The sequence below is a fragment of the Polaromonas potterensis genome, from assembly GCF_033446725.1.
Lineage (GTDB): Bacteria > Pseudomonadota > Gammaproteobacteria > Burkholderiales > Burkholderiaceae_C > Polaromonas.
In genome coordinates, this window is record NZ_JAWQLX010000010.1 from 169,939 (window position 1) to 187,652 (window position 17,714).

A 17,714-nucleotide genomic window follows, 5' to 3' on the forward strand; every position below is an offset into this window, starting at 1 on the left:
TCAATTCGGGAGCGACTTGCGGCCCGGCATCCGTCAAGGGGCGCGTAGCTTGGCATTCTCCCATGGCGGGAGCGGGCTCTGGCCGCTGGGGTGGGAAGCGCCGGCTTAGTGGGGGCGCCGCATCTGCGGTTCCAGCAGAATGCCGGTCGGCAGGCTGAGCTCGCGCGGCGCCGGTTTGGCCGATAGCGGCAGGGTCAGGCGCACGCAGGTGCCGGCGCCGCTTTTGCTTTTGATCAGCAACACGCCGCCCAGGGTTTGTGCACGCCGGCGCATGCCTTCCAGCCCTTTTCCGCCGGATTGGCTGGCTTGGTTGCGGTCAAGGCCTATGCCGTTGTCGTAGACCTCGAACAGCAGGCAGTCGGTTTCAGGCACAAAGCGGCAAACAACCTTGACCGCCGAGGCATTGGCGTGGCGCATGACGTTGGACAGGCATTCCTGGGCAATCCGTAACACCTGTTGCGCTTGGGCACCGTGCACGGCTTCAAGTTCGTCGCAGGTCTCGACCTTCCAGGCCATGCTGATACCTTGTTTGTCCAGCGCATGCTGGACCCGGTAACGCAAACTGCCCAGCGCCTCCACCACGTTACAGCCGGCGTTGTCGATGGCGTGCACGGTCATCTTCAGGTCGACCAGGGCTTGCTCCAGCGCCATCGCCACGGCCCGCTGCGCAGGTGTGTGATTGTCCAGCGACGACAGGATGCTGACCAGCTGCGAACCCACGCCATCGTGCAGATCCTGCGCAATCCGGCGGCGCTCGGTGGCCACGGCCGAGTCCGTCGCATGCTGGCTGTGCCCCGGGCCGTCGATCGCGTCAAAGTCGGTGAAGTACTGAAAATCGCTCGCCGGCTGGGAATGCGCGGAGGCGGGATGCGCCTCCTGACGTGTGACCAAATACCAGATCAGCAGCAGAAAAACGGCGAAAAAATGCTGCGACAACAGGACAGCGGACAACAAGGGTTTGTCTGAAAACAGCACGTCGTCAACGTAAATACCCAAGCCCACAACGCTACCGGCCAGCGCAAGCAGGCTGGCGTAACTTCGGGCCAGATAGGCCCGGCAGGCCAGGACCAGCGCCAGCAACACAGCGGCCAACAGGTTGACCATGACCCAGGCCGGGCGGTAGGCTTGCACGGCGGTGTTGTCACCCCATGGGCGCCAATGCAGCGCTATCAAGCCCGCCACCGCCAAGGCGCCCAGCGCCAGATAGGCCCGAGTACCGGTCAGTCCCGCGCTGGTCAGCAGGAAAAAGGCGACGCAGATGATCAGCGCCTGAAGGCCGATGTGGGTGACATAGGCAAATTGCCGGGTGCTGCCGAAAAAATAGACCAGACCGCTGATCAGCAAATGCCCTGCCCACACCAGCGCAGCCACGCACAGGGCTCTATCCAGGGGGTGGTGGCGTTGCTGCCAAGCGCGCCAGGACAAGCATTGCGCCAGTGCGGCCAGCGTCAGGCCTGCCGCTGCGCTGGCTATCACCAGGCCTTGGTGTGCCGCCGTTATCACGGAAGGCCTTGTTACAAGAGTCCGTGACGGGCCGCGTAGCTGACCGCATGTGCCCGGTTGCGGACATGCAGCTTGCGGTAAATGTTTTTGGTGTGGGCGTTGACGGTCTGGCAACTGATGGTGAGCCTCAGCCCGATTTCACCGCTGGTGTATCCCGAGGCGACCATCTTCAGCACTTCCTTCTCCCGGTCGGACAGCCTGTCGATGGGGTCGGCGGCGGGCTCGGTGGTGGGCCTGCTGTTCTCGTGGGCTGGATTGAGCTTGTGCAGCAGCCGCCGTGCCAGGCTGGGTGTGATGGAGGCGCCGCCATTGACCACCTGCAGCACCGCCTGGGAGAAATTGCCGAACCAGGAGTTCTTGACAAAATAACCCGTGGCACCCAGCTCAAATGCATGCAGGGCGTGATCTTCGTCCTCCATGGCCGAGATCACCAGCGCTTCGGCCATGGGGCGGACGGACTTCATGTATTCGATCAACTCGAAGCCCGTGCCATCACCGAGGTTCAGGTCGATCAGCATGACATCGAACTCGTGCTGGGAGATCAGGCGACGGCCCTCGCGCACGCTGGTTCCCTGTGCCACCAGGTCGGTGCGCAAATCACCGAGCAGCTCATTGGCGATGACCTTGCGTATGCTGGCGTCGTCGTCGATCAGCAGAACCCGCACCGGTTGCCCGGGTTGTCCTGCCAGAAAGTGAGGCCAGAGTGAAGACTCCGTCTCGCGGGATGGTTGCACGGTCTGGGTTTGGGTAAGGCCTGGAATGCCGCAGGCTGAGGGCTGTAGCAAACCGCTGGGTTGGGTAACGTTTTCCATGCTTCCCTCTTTCAAGCTCGTTCTTGCTCTTGATTCCTCTGCTTACATCAAGCGGACGGTCCTGACTGAATGGTTTGTCAGTCTTTTTTACTACTGAGGGTCCATTGATACTACAAATCTGAATGTTTGGATAGATAGATACTCATTTTTACGATGAGCTTTCTAACGTCGACTTGCAATTAGCACGCAAATTCGTGACATTTTTCATGTTTGTTGCGTGATGTTGCGTCAGATGCAAATTTTTACCTTTCATTTTTGAAGCTTGTTCAGAGCCACAAATTGATCGCGCTCTTTCGGCTTGGCGAATGGGGCCGGCGGGCCGCACCGGTCAAAAAGCCCAAGCGCGTCTCCCGCAAAGAAGGTACCTAGTTGCAGCGATGGGTGTTGCCGTCTGCCAGGGGCAGACTTGCCACGGACCCCTTGTCGCTTGACAGCGCCACCGCCCGCCAGATGCTGCGCCGCGAACCAACGCCGCTGTTTGACCTGCTGCCTCCGCCCTGGCGCCAATACGCCAACTCTGCGCCCAGATAAACCTGTTCTGTGCGCCGCGAAGAGGTCTGCCTTGGCGCCTCTGCAAAGTCCGCTACGATCATGTGTTTGAGCCTCCAGCGGGAGCACACACGGGGATTTCATGGCAGTCGAACAGAGCAGCGAGCTGGTCAATTTGGTGGTGTTGCTGGGCGCCGGCGTTCTGGCCGTGCCGCTTTTCAAACGGCTGGGCCTGGGCTCGGTGCTGGGCTACCTGGCGGCGGGGCTGGTCATCGGCCCTTTCGGGCTGGGCCTGTTCAGCGAGTCCGGGACAATTCTGCATGTGGCCGAACTCGGCGTGGTGATGTTCCTGTTTGTCATCGGGCTTGAAATGCAGCCGACGCGGCTGCTGAAGCTGAGGCGCCAGATTTTTGGCCTGGGTCTGGCCCAGGTGGTGGTTTGTGGCGTCCTGCTGACGACCTTGGGTGTGTTGCTGGGGCTCAAGCCGGTGGTGGCTTTTGTCGCCGCCATGGGCTTTGTGCTCTCGTCCACCGCCATCGTGATGCAACTGCTGGACGAACGCGGCGACACATCCACACCGCGCGGCCAGCGCATGGTATCCATCCTGCTGCTGGAGGACCTGGCCATCGTGCCGCTGCTGGCCGTGGTGGCTTTTCTGGCGCCTGTGCCGGCCGAGGGCGCCGTCTCGCGCTGGGTCGCTCTGGGCGCGGCACTGGCCGCCATCATTGGGCTGATGGCCGTCAGCCGCTGGTTGCTCAACCCCTTGTTTCGTGTGCTGGCCCGCGCCAAGGCGCGCGAGGTGATGACCGGCGCTGCGCTGCTGGTGGTGCTGGGCGCGGCGTTGGCCATGCAATGGGGCGGACTGTCGATGGCCCTGGGGGCTTTTGCCGCCGGCGTGATGTTGTCGGAATCCACCTTCCGGCATCAGCTGGAAGCCGATATCGAACCTTTTCGCGGCATCTTGCTGGGCCTGTTTTTCATGGGTGTGGGCATGTCGCTGGACCTGCCGCTGGTGCTGGCTGACTGGCCGCTGATCCTGGGCGGTGCGCTGGCCTGCATGGCGCTCAAAGGGCTTGGCGTTTACGCGGTGGCGCGGCTGACGCATTCCAATTCTTATGACGCGTTGCAACGCGCGGCCATGATGGCCCAGGGCGGTGAGTTTGCCTTTGTGTTGTATTCGGCCGCGGCTTCGGCGGGACTGATCGCGGCGCGTGTCAATGCCGTGCTGACGGCGGTGGTGATCATTTCCATGGCGCTCACACCGCTGGCCGTGCTGGCGCTGCGCTGGGTCCGACCGACGCCGGAAGCTCCGAACATGGATGGCGTGCAAGCTGTGGAAGAAGCCGGCGACCTGTCGGACAGCGTGCTGATCATTGGTTTTGGCCGCTTCGGGCAAATTGTCGGCCAGTCGCTGCTGGCGCGCGGCGTCAAGATCACCATCATCGAGAACGACACCGAAATGATCCGGGCCGCCGCGCGTTTTGGTTTCAATGTTTATTACGGCGACGGCACCCGCCTGGACGTGTTGCACGCAAGCGGTGCGGAGCACGCTTGCGCGGTCTTGGTCTGTGTCGACAACAAGACAGCGATCAGCCAGATCGTCACCGTGCTCAAGCAGTCATTTCCGCTGACACCTGTGTTGGCCCGCGCCTACGACCGCCAGCATGCGATCGACCTGATCAAGCTGGGGGTGGACTTCCAACTGCGCGAAACCTTCGAATCGGCCATGGCCTTCGGCGCTGCCGTTCTCAAGCAATTGGGGCTTTCGGCCGAAGAGGTAGCCGAGGTGGCCGACAATGTACGCCAGCGCGACGCCGAGCGGCTGCAACTGCAAATGACCGGCGACATGCAGCAGGTGATTGAGCAGTTCCAGAGCAGTCGTTGGGCACCTACGCCGCTGACCCGGCCGCAACGCACGGGCCAGGCGCTGAACGAAGAAGCCGCCGACGTGATGGAGCCCGACGCCCTCGCCGTGGCGGATCAACCCGGCGACGCGGCCCGCCGCTGATCCGGCGGACAGGCTTTTTCCCTACAGACAAGCACGCTGCCTGGCGGCATCATCAAAACTTCAAATTTCTGGAGCCCAAGCATGCGTACCCGAACCATTGTGTTGATTGTGGCCATTGCGCTGATGGCAGGTTTTGCCGCACTGAACATGGATGAGTTCAGCCGCCCGTCCCTGCTGAGCCTGGGTTTTACCACCGTGCAGGCGCCGCTGGGCCTGGTCATGCTGGTGTTGCTCGTGGCGGCCTTGCTGGTGTTTCTGGCGACCACGCTGTACATCCAGAGCGCCCATTTGCTGGAGTCGCGCCACAATGCCCGCGAACTGAATGCGCAGCGCGAGCTGGCTGACAAGGCCGAGGCCTCGCGCTTCACCGAGTTGCGCAACTACCTGGAAGCCCAGAACAAGGCCGTCCAGCAACGCGAAACCGCGCAAGCCAGCGCGCTGACGGAGCGCCTGGCACAAACCCAGCAAGCCGTGATCAGTAAAATCGACCAGTCCGGGAACACGCTGGCCGCCTACATCGGCGAGCTGGAAGACCGGCTGGAACGCCGCGACGGTGTGCTTAAAACGCCGGTGCGCCTGGAGAATCCGCCGCTCGCTTAAGATGCATTTCTGCGACCTTGGTTGCTCCTAAATCAATAGCTTCTTGCGCTCGATAGATGGGGGCTAGAGCCCTGTTTTATATGTAAATTTGGCATTTGACGCGCTGACTAGGGATGCCAGGTCGCCGCCATGCCCGCCTGCGCGGACGGTTTGTGGGTGCCAGCCAAGGCGTATGACAACTGGTTGGCTGCTTGAATCACCGTTTGAGCCAGCTCCAGCAAACGCGCCTCCGACAAGCGCGAGGTAGGGCCGGAGATACACACCGACCCCAGCAGTCGCCACTGGATGCCGAACACCGGCGCCGATACGCTGGACACCTCGGGTTCGCGCTCGCCCATCGAGAGGTGGTAGCCGCGCTGGCGTATGGTTTCGTAGGGCTCGCCGGCCTCCCCTGAAAACGCCAGAATCACGCGCCCCGGTGCGCCCAGATCCAGGGGCAAACCGATGCCCACACGCACATGGTGACGGATGGTGCGCGGGCCGTCCACACGCGCCAGGCAGGTGCGCTGGTTGCCTTCTCGCACATAAAACGAGGCGCTTTCCCCGGTCTGCACCGTGAGGTCGCGCAGCACCGGCTCGACCAAGTCGTGCGCGTTGAAGGTGGCCTGGTAACACGCGCCCAGCCAACCCGCCGCCCGGCCCAGCCGCCAACTGCCGTCTTCCTTTTGCACCAGATAGTGATCGGCCGCCAGCGTGCGCGCGATACGCAGTGCCGTGGTCTTGTGCATGCCGGTGCGGCGGCTCAACTCGGCCAGTGTCAATTGGGCATCGGCCGTGCCAAAGGCTTCCAGCAAGCGCAGGGCGCGGGTCACGGCCGTCACGCCGCTGGTTTCTTTGGTGGGGGGTGATGCTTCAGGGATGACGGAGGATAGGTTCATAAAGTGGAGTGTGTTGCATCTGGCGAAACTATATTGCGTTAAATGGAACGCCACAAGAAAATTCGGGCTGTCAGTACAACAACTCGGAGACATTTCATGAATTTGCTACGTCGCGGCCTGCTGGCTGCCCTCTTCGCCACCCTGGCTGTTCCTGCGCTGGCCCAGAGTTATCCCAGCAAAGCCATTCGTGTCATCGTGCCTTTCCCGGCAGGCGGCGGCACCGACATCATTGCGCGTGTGGTCACAAACAAGCTGAGCACCTCGCTGGGCTGGAGCTTCGTGATCGAGAACCGGCCCGGTAGCGGCGGCAACCTGGGTGTGGATGCGGCCGCCAAGGCCGCGGCGGACGGGTATACGCTGGCCCTGGGGCAAACCAGCAACCTGGCCATCAATCCCACGCTTTACCGCAAGATGCCTTACGACTCGGTCAAGGACCTGGCCCCGGTAGGTTTGGTGGCCAGTGCGCCGCTGGTGATGGTGGTGGCGGCGGATTCGCCCTACAAAACCCTGGCCGACGTGGTCAACGCCAGCAAGGCCAAACCAGCGTCCATCAATTTTGCGTCGCCGGGCAACGGCACGGTGGCCCACCTGGCCAGTGAGTTGTTCCAAAAAACCGCGGGTATCAAGTTCACGCATGTGCCATACAAGGGGGCAGCCCAGGCCGCCACGGACCTGATCGGCGGCCAAGTGCAGTTGTACATGTCCTCGGTGCCAACACTGATCGGCCACATCAAGAACGGCAAGATGCGCGCCATTGCCGTCACCTCGCTGAATCGCCTGGACGACCTGGCGCAGGTGCCTACGGTGGCCGAGTCGGGCTACAAGGGTTTTGAAGCCGTCACCTGGTTCGGCTTTGTGGCGCCTGCGGCCGTCCCCAAAGACGTGGTGCAGCTTCTGAACACGGAGATCAACACGGCGCTGAAGGCCGCCGACGTCCAGAAGAAGCTTGACGACCAGGGCGCCGACGTGAAAGGCGGAACGCCAGCGCAGTTTGCGGCGCTGATCAAAAGCGACATCACACGCTGGGCCCCCATCATCAAGGAATCCGGCGCAACGCTGGACTGAGCTGACACCCCGGTTTCCCCGACTTTCCCATCCAGGACCTTTCATGAATCAGCCCGACATCATCAAAACATTCGACCGCGTGTCCCCCGCCATCGTTGCCCAAGCCGCGCAATACCAACCCGCCATCCTGGCCGACGTGGCCGGCCGCCGCGGCGCGCTGCACGGTCGCATCACGGCGCTGCGCCCGCGCATGAAGCTGGCCGGCCCGGCCTTCACCGTGGAGGTTCGCCCTGGCGACAACCTGATGATCCACGCGGCCATGGCGCTGGCCCAACCCGGCGATGTGCTGGTCATCGATGGTCAGGGCAACCAGACCGCGGCGTTGATGGGCACCATCATGATGACGGCGTGCAAACAGCTGGGCCTGGCCGGCGTGGTGATTGACGGCGCCGTCCGCGACAGCCTGGAAATCGACGACATGGACTACCCGGTGTTCTCGGTCGGCACCAACCCGAATGGCCCGACCAAGCAGGTGGGCGGGCGTATTGGCCACCCGGTCTCCGTGGGCGGCGTGACCGTGCATCCCGGTGACTTCATCATCGGTGACGGTGACGGCGTGGTTGTCGTGGAGCGCGAGAAAATTGAATCGCTGCTGCCGCTGGCTGCGGACAAGGTGGCGGCCGAGGCCCAACGCATTGCCCAGATCAAGGGCGGTAAAACCAGTGCGCCGTGGCTGGTTGCGTCGCTGGTGGCGGCCGGTGTGCTCAAAGAGGGGGAAAGCCTGTGAACGCCACGCCTTCAAGGCAAAGCGCCAAGCCGGTGATCATTGTCACCGCCGCGGATCTGGCGCCCCAGGCGGTCGCGCTGCTTCATGATTACGAGCTGGTTTATGCGGGCAAGACGCCGCAAGTGTCCGAGCTGATCGAGTTGGCCAGGCGCCACGACCCGGTGGCTTACATCGTGCGCTACAGCAGCATCACGGCCGAGTTGATGGATGCCTCTCCTTCGCTCAGGGTCATCTCCAAACATGGCAGTGGCACCGACACCATCGACAAGCCTGCCGCGGCCGCCCGCGGCATCGATGTGACCGCCGCTGTCGGCGCCAATGCCGCGGCCGTTGCCGAACACGCGCTGGCCCTGATGCTGGCCTGCGCCAAGTCGGTGGTGCCACTCAACGGACGTATGCATGCCGGGCACTGGGACAAGGCGACACACAAGAGCCTGGAACTCGGTGGCCGCACGATTGGACTGATAGGTCTGGGGGCGATTGGCCAGCGTTTTGCAAAGATGTGTGATGCCATGGGCATGCGTGTGATCGGGTTTGATCCGTTTGCAAGCACCCTGCCGTCTTTCATTCAGCCCGTCGATCTGGCCACCCTCTGGCGCGACTCCGACGTGATCTCGTTGCACTGTCCGCTGACCGCGGACAACCGGCAGTTGCTCAATGCCAGCACCTTGGCCCAGTGCAAGCCGGGTGTGATCGTGGTCAACACGGCCCGCGGTGGCCTGATCGACGAACTGGCGCTGCTGGCCGCAGTACGCAGCGGCCAGGTTGCCATGGCCGGTCTGGACAGTTTTGCGGTGGAACCCATGACGGCAGCGCATTTCTTTCAAAACGAGCCAGGTTTTGTCCTGAGTCCGCACATCGGCGGCGTGACCGGCGATGCTTATGTCAACATGGGTGTAGCGGCCGCGCGCAACACGCTGGCGGCACTGCAAAAAACGGGGTTCTCGCTGGCCGCCTGATGCGGGGCTGTATCGCAGCGAGGACGACTATTGGGCGCCGCTCCCAAACGCCTCTGCCAGCGACAGGATTTTTCCGGTGTCCGTTGCGTCGTACCCAGCCAGGGCATTCACCTCTACACGGAAAGCGTCGGACTGCAGGATGGTGATGACCTGCTGGACCAGCGGGTCGTCCAGTGCCGCCACCGGCACCGCGAAAAAATAGCGCTCACGGACCAGGGGGATGAACTCCAGCCCGAAACGTTCGGCCGGCGTCTGCACACCAAAGCCCACCTCCGCCATGCCGCTGGCGATGTAGGCAGCAACGGCCGAGTGGGTGAACTCGGCGTTTTCGAAACCATTGATGTCATGGGGCGAGAGGCCCGCGCCGGCCAGCATCAGCTCCAGCAACATGCGGGTACCTGAGCCCGCCTGGCGGTTCACAAATCGCACGCCGTCCCGGGTCAGATCCTTCAGTCCGTGAATCCCGTGGGGGTTGCCCGGCGCAACAAACAGGCCTTGCTTGCGCACGGCAAGATGAATCAGCTTGTGCGTTTTTTTGTTCAGCCACTGGGCATACAGCGCCACGGCGGCGGGTTCGAACTCGCCCAGCGGCACATGAAAACCAGCCAGGTCACATTCCTGGCGTGACAGCGCCGCCACGGCGTCCGTGCTGTGGCGATAACGCAGCTCGATCGGCAACTGCGCCTGGTTGATCTTGGCGAGCAAGGCCGCCACCGCAAAGCCGTGGCTGGCGTGCAGGCGCACCGCCTTGAATTTGCCCGCCGTCATTCGGTTGAGCTCCCGCTCCAGCTCGGAGGACAGGCTTTCCAGCATGGGCGACAGGCGCGCTGCCACACGGCGGTCGGCCCAGATCAATTTTTCGGCCAAGGGTGTGAGTACCGTGCCGCGCCCCCTGCCCTTGTCCATCAAGGTGTCGCCAAACAGTTTTTCCACATCCCGCAGCAAACCCCAGGCGTAACGGTAGGACAGGCCAATGGCTTGTGCCGCCTTGGCGATGGAGCCGGTTTTCTGGATGGCGGTCAGCAATTGCAGCAGCACCGCGGTGTCCAGGGGGGCATCCGCATCCGAGGTAATTTCCCAGTGCGGCTGAATAGTGACTTTGTACATTATGCAAAGTCTAGCCTATTGTTAAATAAACATACCAGTGATAACTTCCACGAAACGATGATTGATAGATGATTATTTATGCTTTAAAAAGCATATTTAAATGAGCCGGCAGGCATGGAGACAAGATGAACACACAAGTCATTCGCATGAGGGCCAAAAAGCCCTCGGCGCCGCCCCCGGCATTTGATCGGTCCGCCGTAGAAACCGTGATCCGCCAGCGTAAAACCATGCCAGGCGCGATGTTGCCCATCCTGCACGGGGTGCAGGAGCATATCGGCTACATCCCACCGGAAGCCGTGCAACTGATTGCCGACGGGCTGAACGTTTCGCGCGCCGAGGTGCATGGGGTGATCACTTATTACCACTTCTTCAGGCAAACGCCGCCGGGCCGGCATGTGCTGCAGATTTGCCGCGCCGAGGCCTGTCAGGCCATGGGCAGCGACGCGCTGGTCGACCATGCGAAAGCGGCACTGGGCTGCGATTTTCATGAAACAACGGCGGATGGCGACTTCACGCTGGAGGCGGTGTATTGCCTGGGCCAATGTGCGTGTGGCCCGGCGGTCATGGTGGGCGACGATTTACATGCCCGCGTGTCGCCCGCCAAGTTGGATCGCCTGCTTGAAGCGAAACGGGGGACCCCATGAGCACCACGATTTATGTTCCCCGAGATTCGACCGCGATTGCGCTGGGTGCGAATGAGGTCGCCATCGCCATTCAGCGCGAAGCGCAAGCACGCGGCATCCATGTGCGTATTGTTCGCAACGGCTCGCGCGGCATGTTCTGGCTGGAGCCCTTGGTCGAAGTCGCTACCCCGCAGGGTCGCGTGGCTTACGGCCCGGTGGCCGTAGAAGACGTGGCCAGTCTGTTCGACGCCGGCTTGGCTCTGGGTGCCGCCCACCCGCTCGCGCTGGGTTTGACCGAAGAGATCGCTTTTCTGAAAAATCAGGAGCGTTTGACCTTTGCGCGGGTGGGTATCACCGATCCGCTCTCGCTGGAGGATTACCTGGCGCACGAAGGTTATGCCGGGCTGCAACGTGCGCTCACCATGGCGCCAGCCGTCATCGTCCAGGAGGTGTTGGACTCCGGGCTGCGCGGCCGTGGTGGCGCAGCCTTCCCGACCGGCATCAAATGGAAAACCGTGCTGGGCGCGCAAGCTGCGCAAAAATACATCGTCTGTAACGCCGACGAAGGCGACTCGGGCACGTTTTCCGACCGCATGGTGATGGAGGACGACCCCTTCATGCTGATCGAGGGCATGACGATTGCCGGTCTGGCGGTGGGGGCGACCCTGGGCTACATCTACGTGCGTTCGGAGTACCCGCATGCGATAGCCGTGCTGAACGAAGCGATGGTGATTGCCCGCGAGCATGGGTATTTGGGCCCCAACATTCTGGGTTCCGGCCAGGCCTTTGAGCTGGAAGTGCGCAAGGCGGCCGGTGCTTATGTCTGCGGCGAAGAGACCGCCCTGCTTGAAAGCCTGGAGGGCAAACGTGGCATCGTGCGTGCCAAACCCCCCCTGCCGGCGCTGGAGGGGCTGTTCGGCAAACCCACGGTTATCAACAACGTGATTTCTTTGGCGGCTGTGCCACTGATCCTGGCGCGTGGCGCAGCTTTTTACCAGAATTACGGCATGGGCCGTTCGCGTGGCACCTTGCCTTTTCAACTGGCCGGAAACATCAAACACGGCGGACTGGTGGAAAAGGCTTTTGGCCTGAGCTTGCGTGAACTGCTGATGGATTTCGGCGGCGGCACGGCCAGTGGCCGGCCGATACGCGCGGTGCAGGTCGGCGGCCCGTTGGGCGCCTACCTGCCGGAATCGCTGTTCGACACCCCCATGGACTACGAATCCTTCATCGCCATAGGCGCGGGCGTGGGCCACGGCGGTCTGGTGGTGTTTGATAACAGCGTCGACATGGCCAGGCAGGCACGTTATGCGATGGCGTTCTGCGCCATCGAGTCTTGCGGCAAATGCACGCCCTGTCGCATCGGCTCGACACGCGGCGTGGAAGCGGTCGACAAGATCATCGCCAACGAGAACCGGCCGCAGCAGATTCATTTGCTGCGCGACTTGTGTGACCTGATGCTCAACGGCTCGCTCTGTGCCATGGGCGGCATGACACCCTTCCCCGTGTTGTCCGCGCTGGACCACTTCCCTGAAGATTTCGGCAGCAGCCCTCTGCAAGAAGCCGCCTGACGCCCTTAACCAGATGAACGAGAACGATCCAAGGATTCCCCATGAACCAGCTCAATGACCTCGATTACGGCACACCGGCGCGTGTTTCTGAAAAAACCGTCACGATAGAGATTGATGGTGTTGCCGTCAGCGTGGCGGCCGGTACTTCGGTGATGCGCGCAGCGGTGGAGGCCGGGGTCAACGTGCCCAAGTTGTGCGCGACCGACAGCCTGGAGCCTTTCGGTTCCTGCCGCCTGTGCCTGGTGGAGATCGAAGGCCGACGCGGCTACCCTGCGTCGTGCACCACGCCTTGCGAGCCCGGCATGAAGATCAAGACGCAGACGCCCAAGCTGGCGGACCTGCGCAAGGGCATGATGGAGCTGTACATCTCCGATCACCCGCTGGATTGCCTGACCTGTCCGACCAATGGCAACTGCGAGCTGCAGGACATGGCCGGCGTGGTCGGCCTGCGCGAGGTGCGCTACGGCTACGAGGGCAAAAATCACACGAAGTTGGCCAAGGATGAATCCAACCCCTACTTCAGCTACGACGCCTCCAAGTGCATCGTCTGCAACCGTTGTGTGCGGGCTTGCGAGGAAACACAGGGTACCTTCGCGCTGACGATTAGCGGGCGCGGTTTCGAGTCGCGTGTGTCGGCTGGTCAGGATCAGTCGTTCATGGAATCGGAATGTGTCTCTTGCGGCGCTTGCGTGGACGCCTGCCCGACCGCGACGTTGACTGAAAAAACCGTGATCATGATGGGCCAGGCCGAACACAGCAAAATCACGACCTGCGCCTACTGCGGCGTGGGTTGCTCTTTCAAGGCCGAAATGAAGGGCAATGAAGTGGTGCGCATGGTGCCCAACAAAAATGGCCACGCCAACCACGGCCACGCCTGCGTCAAGGGGCGCTTCGCCTGGGGTTACGCAACGCACAGTGACCGCATGCTCAAACCCATGATCCGCAAAGCCATCACCGATCCGTGGCAGGAAGTGTCGTGGGACGAGGCGGTCAATTACGCCGCCGCCGAGTTCCGCCGCATCCAGGCCAAGTTCGGCAAGGACTCGATAGGCGGCATCACCTCTTCGCGCTGCACCAATGAAGAAACCTATTTGGTCCAGAAGCTGGTGCGTGCCGCCTTCGGCAACAACAATGTGGACACCTGTGCGCGCGTTTGCCACTCCCCCACCGGTTACGGCCTGAAGCAAACCCTGGGCGAGTCGGCCGGCACACAGACTTTTGATTCGGTGATGAAAGCCGACGTCATCATGATCATCGGGGCCAATCCGGCGGCGGCGCACCCGGTGTTTGCCTCGCAGATGAAACGCCGGTTGCGCCAGGGGGCGAAGCTGATCGTCATCGATCCGCGCACCACCGAGATGGTCAAGTCGCCGCATATCGCGGCCGACTACCATCTGAAACTGATGCCGGGCACCAACGTGGCGGTCATCACCGCGTTGGCGCATGTAGTCATGAGCGAAGGCTTGTTTGATGCCGCTTTCATCGCCGAACGCTGCGAAGAACAATCCTTTCAGGATTGGCAGAAATTTGTGCTTCAGCCCGGAAACTCGCCCGAAGCCGTGGCGGCCATCACCGGGGTGCCGGCCGAAGAACTACGCGGCGCGGCGCGGTTGTTTGCTGCGGGCAACAACGGTGCGATTTATTACGGCCTGGGCGTGACCGAACACTCCCAAGGCTCGACCATGGTGATGGGTATCGCCAACCTGGCCATGGCGACTGGCAATGTCGGCCGCGAAGGCGTGGGTGTCAACCCCTTGCGCGGTCAGAATAATGTGCAGGGTGCTTGCGACATGGGCTCCTTCCCGCATGAGTTGCCGGGCTATCGCCATATCTCGGACACGACGGTGCGTACCGAGTTTGAAGAAGCCTGGCAATGCACGCTGGACCCGGAGCCGGGCCTGCGCATCCCGAATATGTTCGACGCGGCACTCGACGGCACCTTCATGGGCCTGTATTGCGAAGGCGAGGACATCGTCCAGTCCGACCCGAACACACAACACGTGACCGCCGCCTTGGCGGCCATGGAATGTATCGTGGTGCAGGACTTGTTCCTCAACGAGACCGCCAAATACGCCCATGTTTTCCTGCCAGGCTCGTCTTTCCTGGAAAAAGACGGTACCTTCACCAACGCCGAACGCCGGATTTCCCGCGTGCGCAAGGTCATGCCGGCCAAGGCCGGCAAGTCGGACTGGGAAGTCACAGTGGCGTTGGCCAATGCGCTGGGTTACCCCATGGATTACAAGCACCCATCCGAAATCATGGACGAGATCGCCGCGCTGACACCGACCTTCCGCGGTGTGAGTTACAAAAAGCTGGACGAGCTGGGCAGCATCCAGTGGCCTTGCAACGACGAAGCGCCCGAGGGAACGCCGACCATGCACATCGGTGAGTTCGTGCGCGGCAAGGGCAAGTTCATCAACACCCAGTTTTTTGCCACGGCCGAAAAGGTCACGCGCAAGTTCCCGCTGATCCTCACCACCGGCCGCATCTTGTCGCAGTACAACGTGGGCGCACAAACCCGCCGTACTGATAACGTGATGTGGCATGGCGAGGACAGGCTGGAAGTGCACCCGCACGACGCGGAGGATCGCGGCATCAAGCAGGACGACTGGGTCGGCATCGAGTCGCGTGCCGGGCAGACCGTGTTGCGCGCCACCATCACCGAACGGGTGCAACCTGGCGTGGTCTACACCACCTTCCATTTCCCGGAGTCCGGCGCCAACGTGATCACCACCAACAACTCCGATTGGGCCACCAACTGCCCGGAATACAAGGTGACGGCGGTGCAAGTCATGCCGGTGACGCAACCATCGGCATGGCAGAAGACTTACAGCCGCTTCTCCGACGAGCAGGTCAAGCTGGCGAAAGGCCTGGTCCCGTCGGACGAAAAAGACCTGGCCGTAGTTGGCAAGTAGCGTACAGGACACTAGAACGCCATGAATGCCATGACATCCCCCGAGCGCACAGCGCTGGTGCAGGTTTCCGTCGAAAAGTGGAGGGACGACCAACTCAGCCTGTGCCGCGACAACGTGGCCGAAGAGATCCCGGTGGCGCTGGAATACAACGGCATTTCCCATGCGGTGATGCTGGCCTCACCTTACGACCTGGAAGACTTTGCCTTGGGCTTCTCGCTGAGCGAGGGTATCCTCGCCGGTCCGTCTGAGTTGTTCGACTGCGAGATCGCCCCGACGAAAGACGGTATCCAGGTACAGATGCGCATCGCCAGCGGCCGCTTCGCCGCACTCAAAGACAAGCGGCGCAACCTGACCGGGCGCACCGGCTGCGGCTTGTGTGGTGCGGAGACCCTGCAGCAGGCCATCCGCTGCCCTGCGCCCGTGGCCAGCAGCGCACTTTTTACGGCTGAAGCGTTATATGCAGGCATGGACGCCATGCATGTACGCCAGCTTCTGCAGCAACAAACCGGCGCAACCCATGCAGCCGCGTGGATGGCCGCTGATGGAAGCATTGCCCTGGTTCGTGAAGACATCGGCCGGCATAACGCACTCGACAAGCTCATAGGCGCCATGGCAGCCAAGGGAGAAGACTTTTCAAAGGGCGCGGCGCTCATCACCAGCCGGGCAAGTTATGAAATGGTGCAGAAAGCCGCGACGTTAGGCATTGGTTTTCTGGCGGCCATCTCGGCACCGACCAGCCTGGCCGTGAAGCTTGCCGAGGAAACCCAGGTCACGTTGCTGGGGTTTACACGAAATCAAAGCCATGTGGTGTATGCCCACCCCCAGCGTGTTCTGCGCGCTGCCAATCAGACATAAAGGACGCGATCGATGAACGCAGACAACCTCGTCACCATGGCGAACCAGATTGGCGCTTTTTTCGAGACCATGCCCGACCGCGAGCAGGCCCTGACGGACATTGCCGGACACCTCAAGCGTTTCTGGGAACCGCGCATGCGGCGCTCCCTGTTGCAACACATGGATGAACATGCGGGCGTACAGCTCAAGGACATCGTCCTTGAAGCCTTGCGCACCCACAGGGCTTCTGTACTTTAGGCGCAGACGATCTTCGCGGATTCCGCTTCTGTCATCAGCCAGCGCACGAAATCCTGCGCATCCGCGTTGCCGGCCGAACGCGGAGCGACATTCACAAAATAGCCGAAGCGGGAGGCGGCGCCGCTGAAAGGCGCGACCAGTCTGCCGTCGCGCAGCAGCTCCGCCAGCAGCGGCAAGCGGCCGATCGCCACGCCCTGCCCGGCCACCGCCGCTGCCACGACATCGGAATACTGCGAAAAGCGCAGCGTGTTCTTCATGCGCATGTCGGGCAGGCCCATGACACGGAACCAGGGTTCCCAGTCGATGGTCAGGGGCTGGCCTTGCGGCATGTCGGTGACCAGCAAGGTGTGATTGGCCAGGTCGGCGGGCTGCTTCAGGGGCAAGGCGCGATTCGTCAGCAGCAGGGGCGAACAGACGGGCGTCACCGTTTCCTCGAACAGGATGTTGCCCACGGCGTGGCTGATGGCGCTGAGGCGGACCGACACATCGATCCCGCTGCGCTCCAGGTCCAGCACTTCCAGCGTGGCGGAAATCCGTACGTCCACGCCCGGATGCGTGGCGGTAAATCGGGCCAGCCGGGGAATCAGCCAGAGCGAGGCAAAACCCGGTGTGGTCGTGATGGCCACTTGCCGCAAGCTCGTGGTGGTAGCACGCACGCTGGTGGTGGCATCGCGCAGGCGTTCCAGGCAGTCGGTCACGGCACGCTGCATGATGCGGCCGGCATCGGTGAGTGCGAGAGCGCGGTGACGGCGCTCAAACAAGGGCGTGCCGAGTTCGTCTTCGAGCTGCTGGATCTGCCGGCTCACGGCTGATTGCGTCAGGAACAGCTCAGTCGCCGCCCGGGTGAAGCTCAGCTTGCGCGCGGCCGCTTCAAAGCTGTAAAGCAGGTCCAGCCGGGGCAGTTGCCCGCGCGGAATGCCGCTGGTGAGAGTCTCCGTCGGCGCTGTTTTGGCATTCCGTGCTTGCATGCGAAAGATTCCAATTCACCGTTTGATAGCTCTGAGGTAGATCAGTATATTCATTTCCATACTGAATGTGAAAGGACTGTCATGACCACCATTTCCAAGCAATTGAATCTGTCTCTCGCCCATGAGGCGATGTTCAGCGTCGCGGACGCTGCCGGGGTGCAAGTGATTTGCCGTGAAGGCAGCCTGTGGGTGACCGTGGACAAGGACTTGCGCGACATCGTGTTGGCCCCCGGCGATAGCTTCATGACGCCGCAGCACCGTCGTGTGTTGATCTTCGCGCTGCAGCCGTCGGCGCTCAGTCTGGCCCCGACACCTGCCGTTCCATCGATATGGCAGTTGGGCAAAAAAAACCGGGCTGCCAGCGCCAGTCTGACGCTGCAGCCCGCTTGATGACCGC

The 17,714-nt window shown here is 62.0% G+C and carries 16 protein-coding genes; 11 read left to right on the forward strand and 5 right to left on the reverse strand.

Features of this window, described 5'->3' with window-relative positions:
• Window positions 1-105 precede the first annotated feature (105 nt).
• On the reverse strand, window positions 106-1,476 hold the full coding sequence (locus R6254_RS17935; RefSeq protein WP_318408842.1) for a sensor histidine kinase: 1,371 nt from the start codon (window positions 1,474-1,476) through the stop codon (window positions 106-108).
• 38 nt (window positions 1,477-1,514) lie between these two features.
• Window positions 1,515-2,315, reverse strand: a complete 801-nt coding sequence (locus tag R6254_RS17940; protein ID WP_318408844.1) for a response regulator transcription factor — start codon at window positions 2,313-2,315, stop codon at window positions 1,515-1,517.
• A gap of 631 nt (window positions 2,316-2,946) precedes the next feature.
• Here R6254_RS17940 and R6254_RS17945 point away from each other — a divergent pair.
• Complete coding sequence (locus R6254_RS17945; RefSeq protein ID WP_318408846.1) at window positions 2,947-4,812, forward strand: monovalent cation:proton antiporter-2 (CPA2) family protein; 1,866 nt, start codon at window positions 2,947-2,949, stop codon at window positions 4,810-4,812.
• Between the two features lie 81 nt (window positions 4,813-4,893).
• Window positions 4,894-5,412 carry a hypothetical protein gene (locus R6254_RS17950; protein WP_318408847.1) on the forward strand — a complete coding sequence of 173 codons (519 nt, stop codon included), beginning with the start codon at window positions 4,894-4,896 and terminating at the stop codon, window positions 5,410-5,412.
• Between the two features lie 107 nt (window positions 5,413-5,519).
• Here R6254_RS17950 and R6254_RS17955 read toward each other — a convergent pair whose 3' ends face one another.
• Window positions 5,520-6,290 carry an IclR family transcriptional regulator gene (locus R6254_RS17955; protein ID WP_318408849.1) on the reverse strand — a complete coding sequence of 257 codons (771 nt, stop codon included), beginning with the start codon at window positions 6,288-6,290 and terminating at the stop codon, window positions 5,520-5,522.
• A 96-nt stretch (window positions 6,291-6,386) separates the two neighbouring features.
• Between R6254_RS17955 and R6254_RS17960 the strand changes: the two genes are divergently transcribed.
• Genes R6254_RS17960 through R6254_RS17970 form a run of 3 tightly spaced genes read left to right on the forward strand, consistent with a single transcriptional unit; the run spans window position 6,387 to window position 9,041 of the window.
• Window positions 6,387-7,355 carry a Bug family tripartite tricarboxylate transporter substrate binding protein gene (locus R6254_RS17960; RefSeq protein ID WP_318408851.1) on the forward strand — a complete coding sequence of 323 codons (969 nt, stop codon included), beginning with the start codon at window positions 6,387-6,389 and terminating at the stop codon, window positions 7,353-7,355.
• Window positions 7,356-7,398: 43 nt separating this feature from the next.
• A complete protein-coding gene (locus R6254_RS17965) occupies window positions 7,399-8,082 on the forward strand; it encodes an RraA family protein (RefSeq protein ID WP_318408853.1) in 684 nt (227 codons plus the stop codon).
• On the forward strand, window positions 8,079-9,041 hold the full coding sequence (locus R6254_RS17970; protein WP_318408855.1) for an NAD(P)-dependent oxidoreductase: 963 nt from the start codon (window positions 8,079-8,081) through the stop codon (window positions 9,039-9,041). Before R6254_RS17965 ends, R6254_RS17970 begins: the two co-directional genes overlap by 4 nt.
• A gap of 27 nt (window positions 9,042-9,068) precedes the next feature.
• Here the strand turns inward: R6254_RS17970 and R6254_RS17975 are convergent, their stop codons facing one another.
• Window positions 9,069-10,148: a substrate-binding domain-containing protein gene (locus tag R6254_RS17975; protein ID WP_318408856.1), complete on the reverse strand. Its 1,080-nt coding sequence runs from the start codon at window positions 10,146-10,148 to the stop codon at window positions 9,069-9,071.
• 125 nt (window positions 10,149-10,273) lie between these two features.
• On the opposite strand from R6254_RS17975, the gene R6254_RS17980 reads away from it, so the two are divergent.
• Genes R6254_RS17980 through R6254_RS18000 form a run of 5 tightly spaced genes read left to right on the forward strand, consistent with a single transcriptional unit; the run spans window position 10,274 to window position 16,349 of the window.
• Window positions 10,274-10,792, forward strand: a complete 519-nt coding sequence (locus R6254_RS17980; RefSeq protein WP_318408858.1) for a formate dehydrogenase subunit gamma — start codon at window positions 10,274-10,276, stop codon at window positions 10,790-10,792.
• Entirely contained in the window at window positions 10,789-12,342 is a 1,554-nt protein-coding gene (locus R6254_RS17985) for a formate dehydrogenase beta subunit (RefSeq protein ID WP_318408860.1), read from the forward strand. Before R6254_RS17980 ends, R6254_RS17985 begins: the two co-directional genes overlap by 4 nt.
• Before the next feature lie 41 nt (window positions 12,343-12,383).
• Window positions 12,384-15,257, forward strand: coding sequence for a formate dehydrogenase subunit alpha (gene fdhF / locus R6254_RS17990; RefSeq protein ID WP_318408862.1), 2,874 nt, complete (start codon window positions 12,384-12,386; stop codon window positions 15,255-15,257).
• A gap of 21 nt (window positions 15,258-15,278) precedes the next feature.
• Window positions 15,279-16,112: a formate dehydrogenase accessory sulfurtransferase FdhD gene (gene fdhD / locus R6254_RS17995; RefSeq protein WP_318408864.1), complete on the forward strand. Its 834-nt coding sequence runs from the start codon at window positions 15,279-15,281 to the stop codon at window positions 16,110-16,112.
• Between the two features lie 12 nt (window positions 16,113-16,124).
• Entirely contained in the window at window positions 16,125-16,349 is a 225-nt protein-coding gene (locus tag R6254_RS18000; RefSeq protein ID WP_318408866.1) for a formate dehydrogenase subunit delta, read from the forward strand.
• On the opposite strand, the gene R6254_RS18005 is transcribed toward R6254_RS18000, so the two are convergent.
• Window positions 16,346-17,317, reverse strand: a complete 972-nt coding sequence (locus R6254_RS18005) for a LysR substrate-binding domain-containing protein (RefSeq protein WP_318408868.1) — start codon at window positions 17,315-17,317, stop codon at window positions 16,346-16,348. The genes R6254_RS18000 and R6254_RS18005 overlap by 4 nt on opposite strands.
• A gap of 81 nt (window positions 17,318-17,398) precedes the next feature.
• Between R6254_RS18005 and R6254_RS18010 the strand changes: the two genes are divergently transcribed.
• Window positions 17,399-17,707, forward strand: a complete 309-nt coding sequence (locus R6254_RS18010) for a DUF2917 domain-containing protein (protein ID WP_318408869.1) — start codon at window positions 17,399-17,401, stop codon at window positions 17,705-17,707.
• Window positions 17,708-17,714: the final 7 nt, after the last annotated feature.

Excerpts from the sequence above, each read along its gene's own strand:
- R6254_RS17960 (WP_318408851.1), top strand. The coding sequence starts at position 6,387 with ATGAATTTGCTACGTCGCGGCCTGCTGGCTGCCCTCTTCGCCACCCTG.
- R6254_RS17980 (WP_318408858.1), top strand. The coding sequence starts at position 10,274 with ATGAACACACAAGTCATTCGCATGAGGGCCAAAAAGCCCTCGGCGCCG.
- R6254_RS17985 (WP_318408860.1), top strand. The coding sequence starts at position 10,789 with ATGAGCACCACGATTTATGTTCCCCGAGATTCGACCGCGATTGCGCTG.
- R6254_RS18000 (WP_318408866.1), top strand. The coding sequence starts at position 16,125 with ATGAACGCAGACAACCTCGTCACCATGGCGAACCAGATTGGCGCTTTT.
- fdhF (WP_318408862.1), top strand. The coding sequence starts at position 12,384 with ATGAACCAGCTCAATGACCTCGATTACGGCACACCGGCGCGTGTTTCT.
- R6254_RS17965 (WP_318408853.1), top strand. The coding sequence starts at position 7,399 with ATGAATCAGCCCGACATCATCAAAACATTCGACCGCGTGTCCCCCGCC.
- R6254_RS17940 (WP_318408844.1), bottom strand. The coding sequence starts at position 2,315 with ATGGAAAACGTTACCCAACCCAGCGGTTTGCTACAGCCCTCAGCCTGC.
- fdhD (WP_318408864.1), top strand. The coding sequence starts at position 15,279 with ATGAATGCCATGACATCCCCCGAGCGCACAGCGCTGGTGCAGGTTTCC.
- R6254_RS17975 (WP_318408856.1), bottom strand. The coding sequence starts at position 10,148 with ATGTACAAAGTCACTATTCAGCCGCACTGGGAAATTACCTCGGATGCG.
- R6254_RS17955 (WP_318408849.1), bottom strand. The coding sequence starts at position 6,290 with ATGAACCTATCCTCCGTCATCCCTGAAGCATCACCCCCCACCAAAGAA.
- R6254_RS18005 (WP_318408868.1), bottom strand. The coding sequence starts at position 17,317 with ATGCAAGCACGGAATGCCAAAACAGCGCCGACGGAGACTCTCACCAGC.
- R6254_RS17950 (WP_318408847.1), top strand. The coding sequence starts at position 4,894 with ATGCGTACCCGAACCATTGTGTTGATTGTGGCCATTGCGCTGATGGCA.
- R6254_RS17945 (WP_318408846.1), top strand. The coding sequence starts at position 2,947 with ATGGCAGTCGAACAGAGCAGCGAGCTGGTCAATTTGGTGGTGTTGCTG.
- R6254_RS18010 (WP_318408869.1), top strand. The coding sequence starts at position 17,399 with ATGACCACCATTTCCAAGCAATTGAATCTGTCTCTCGCCCATGAGGCG.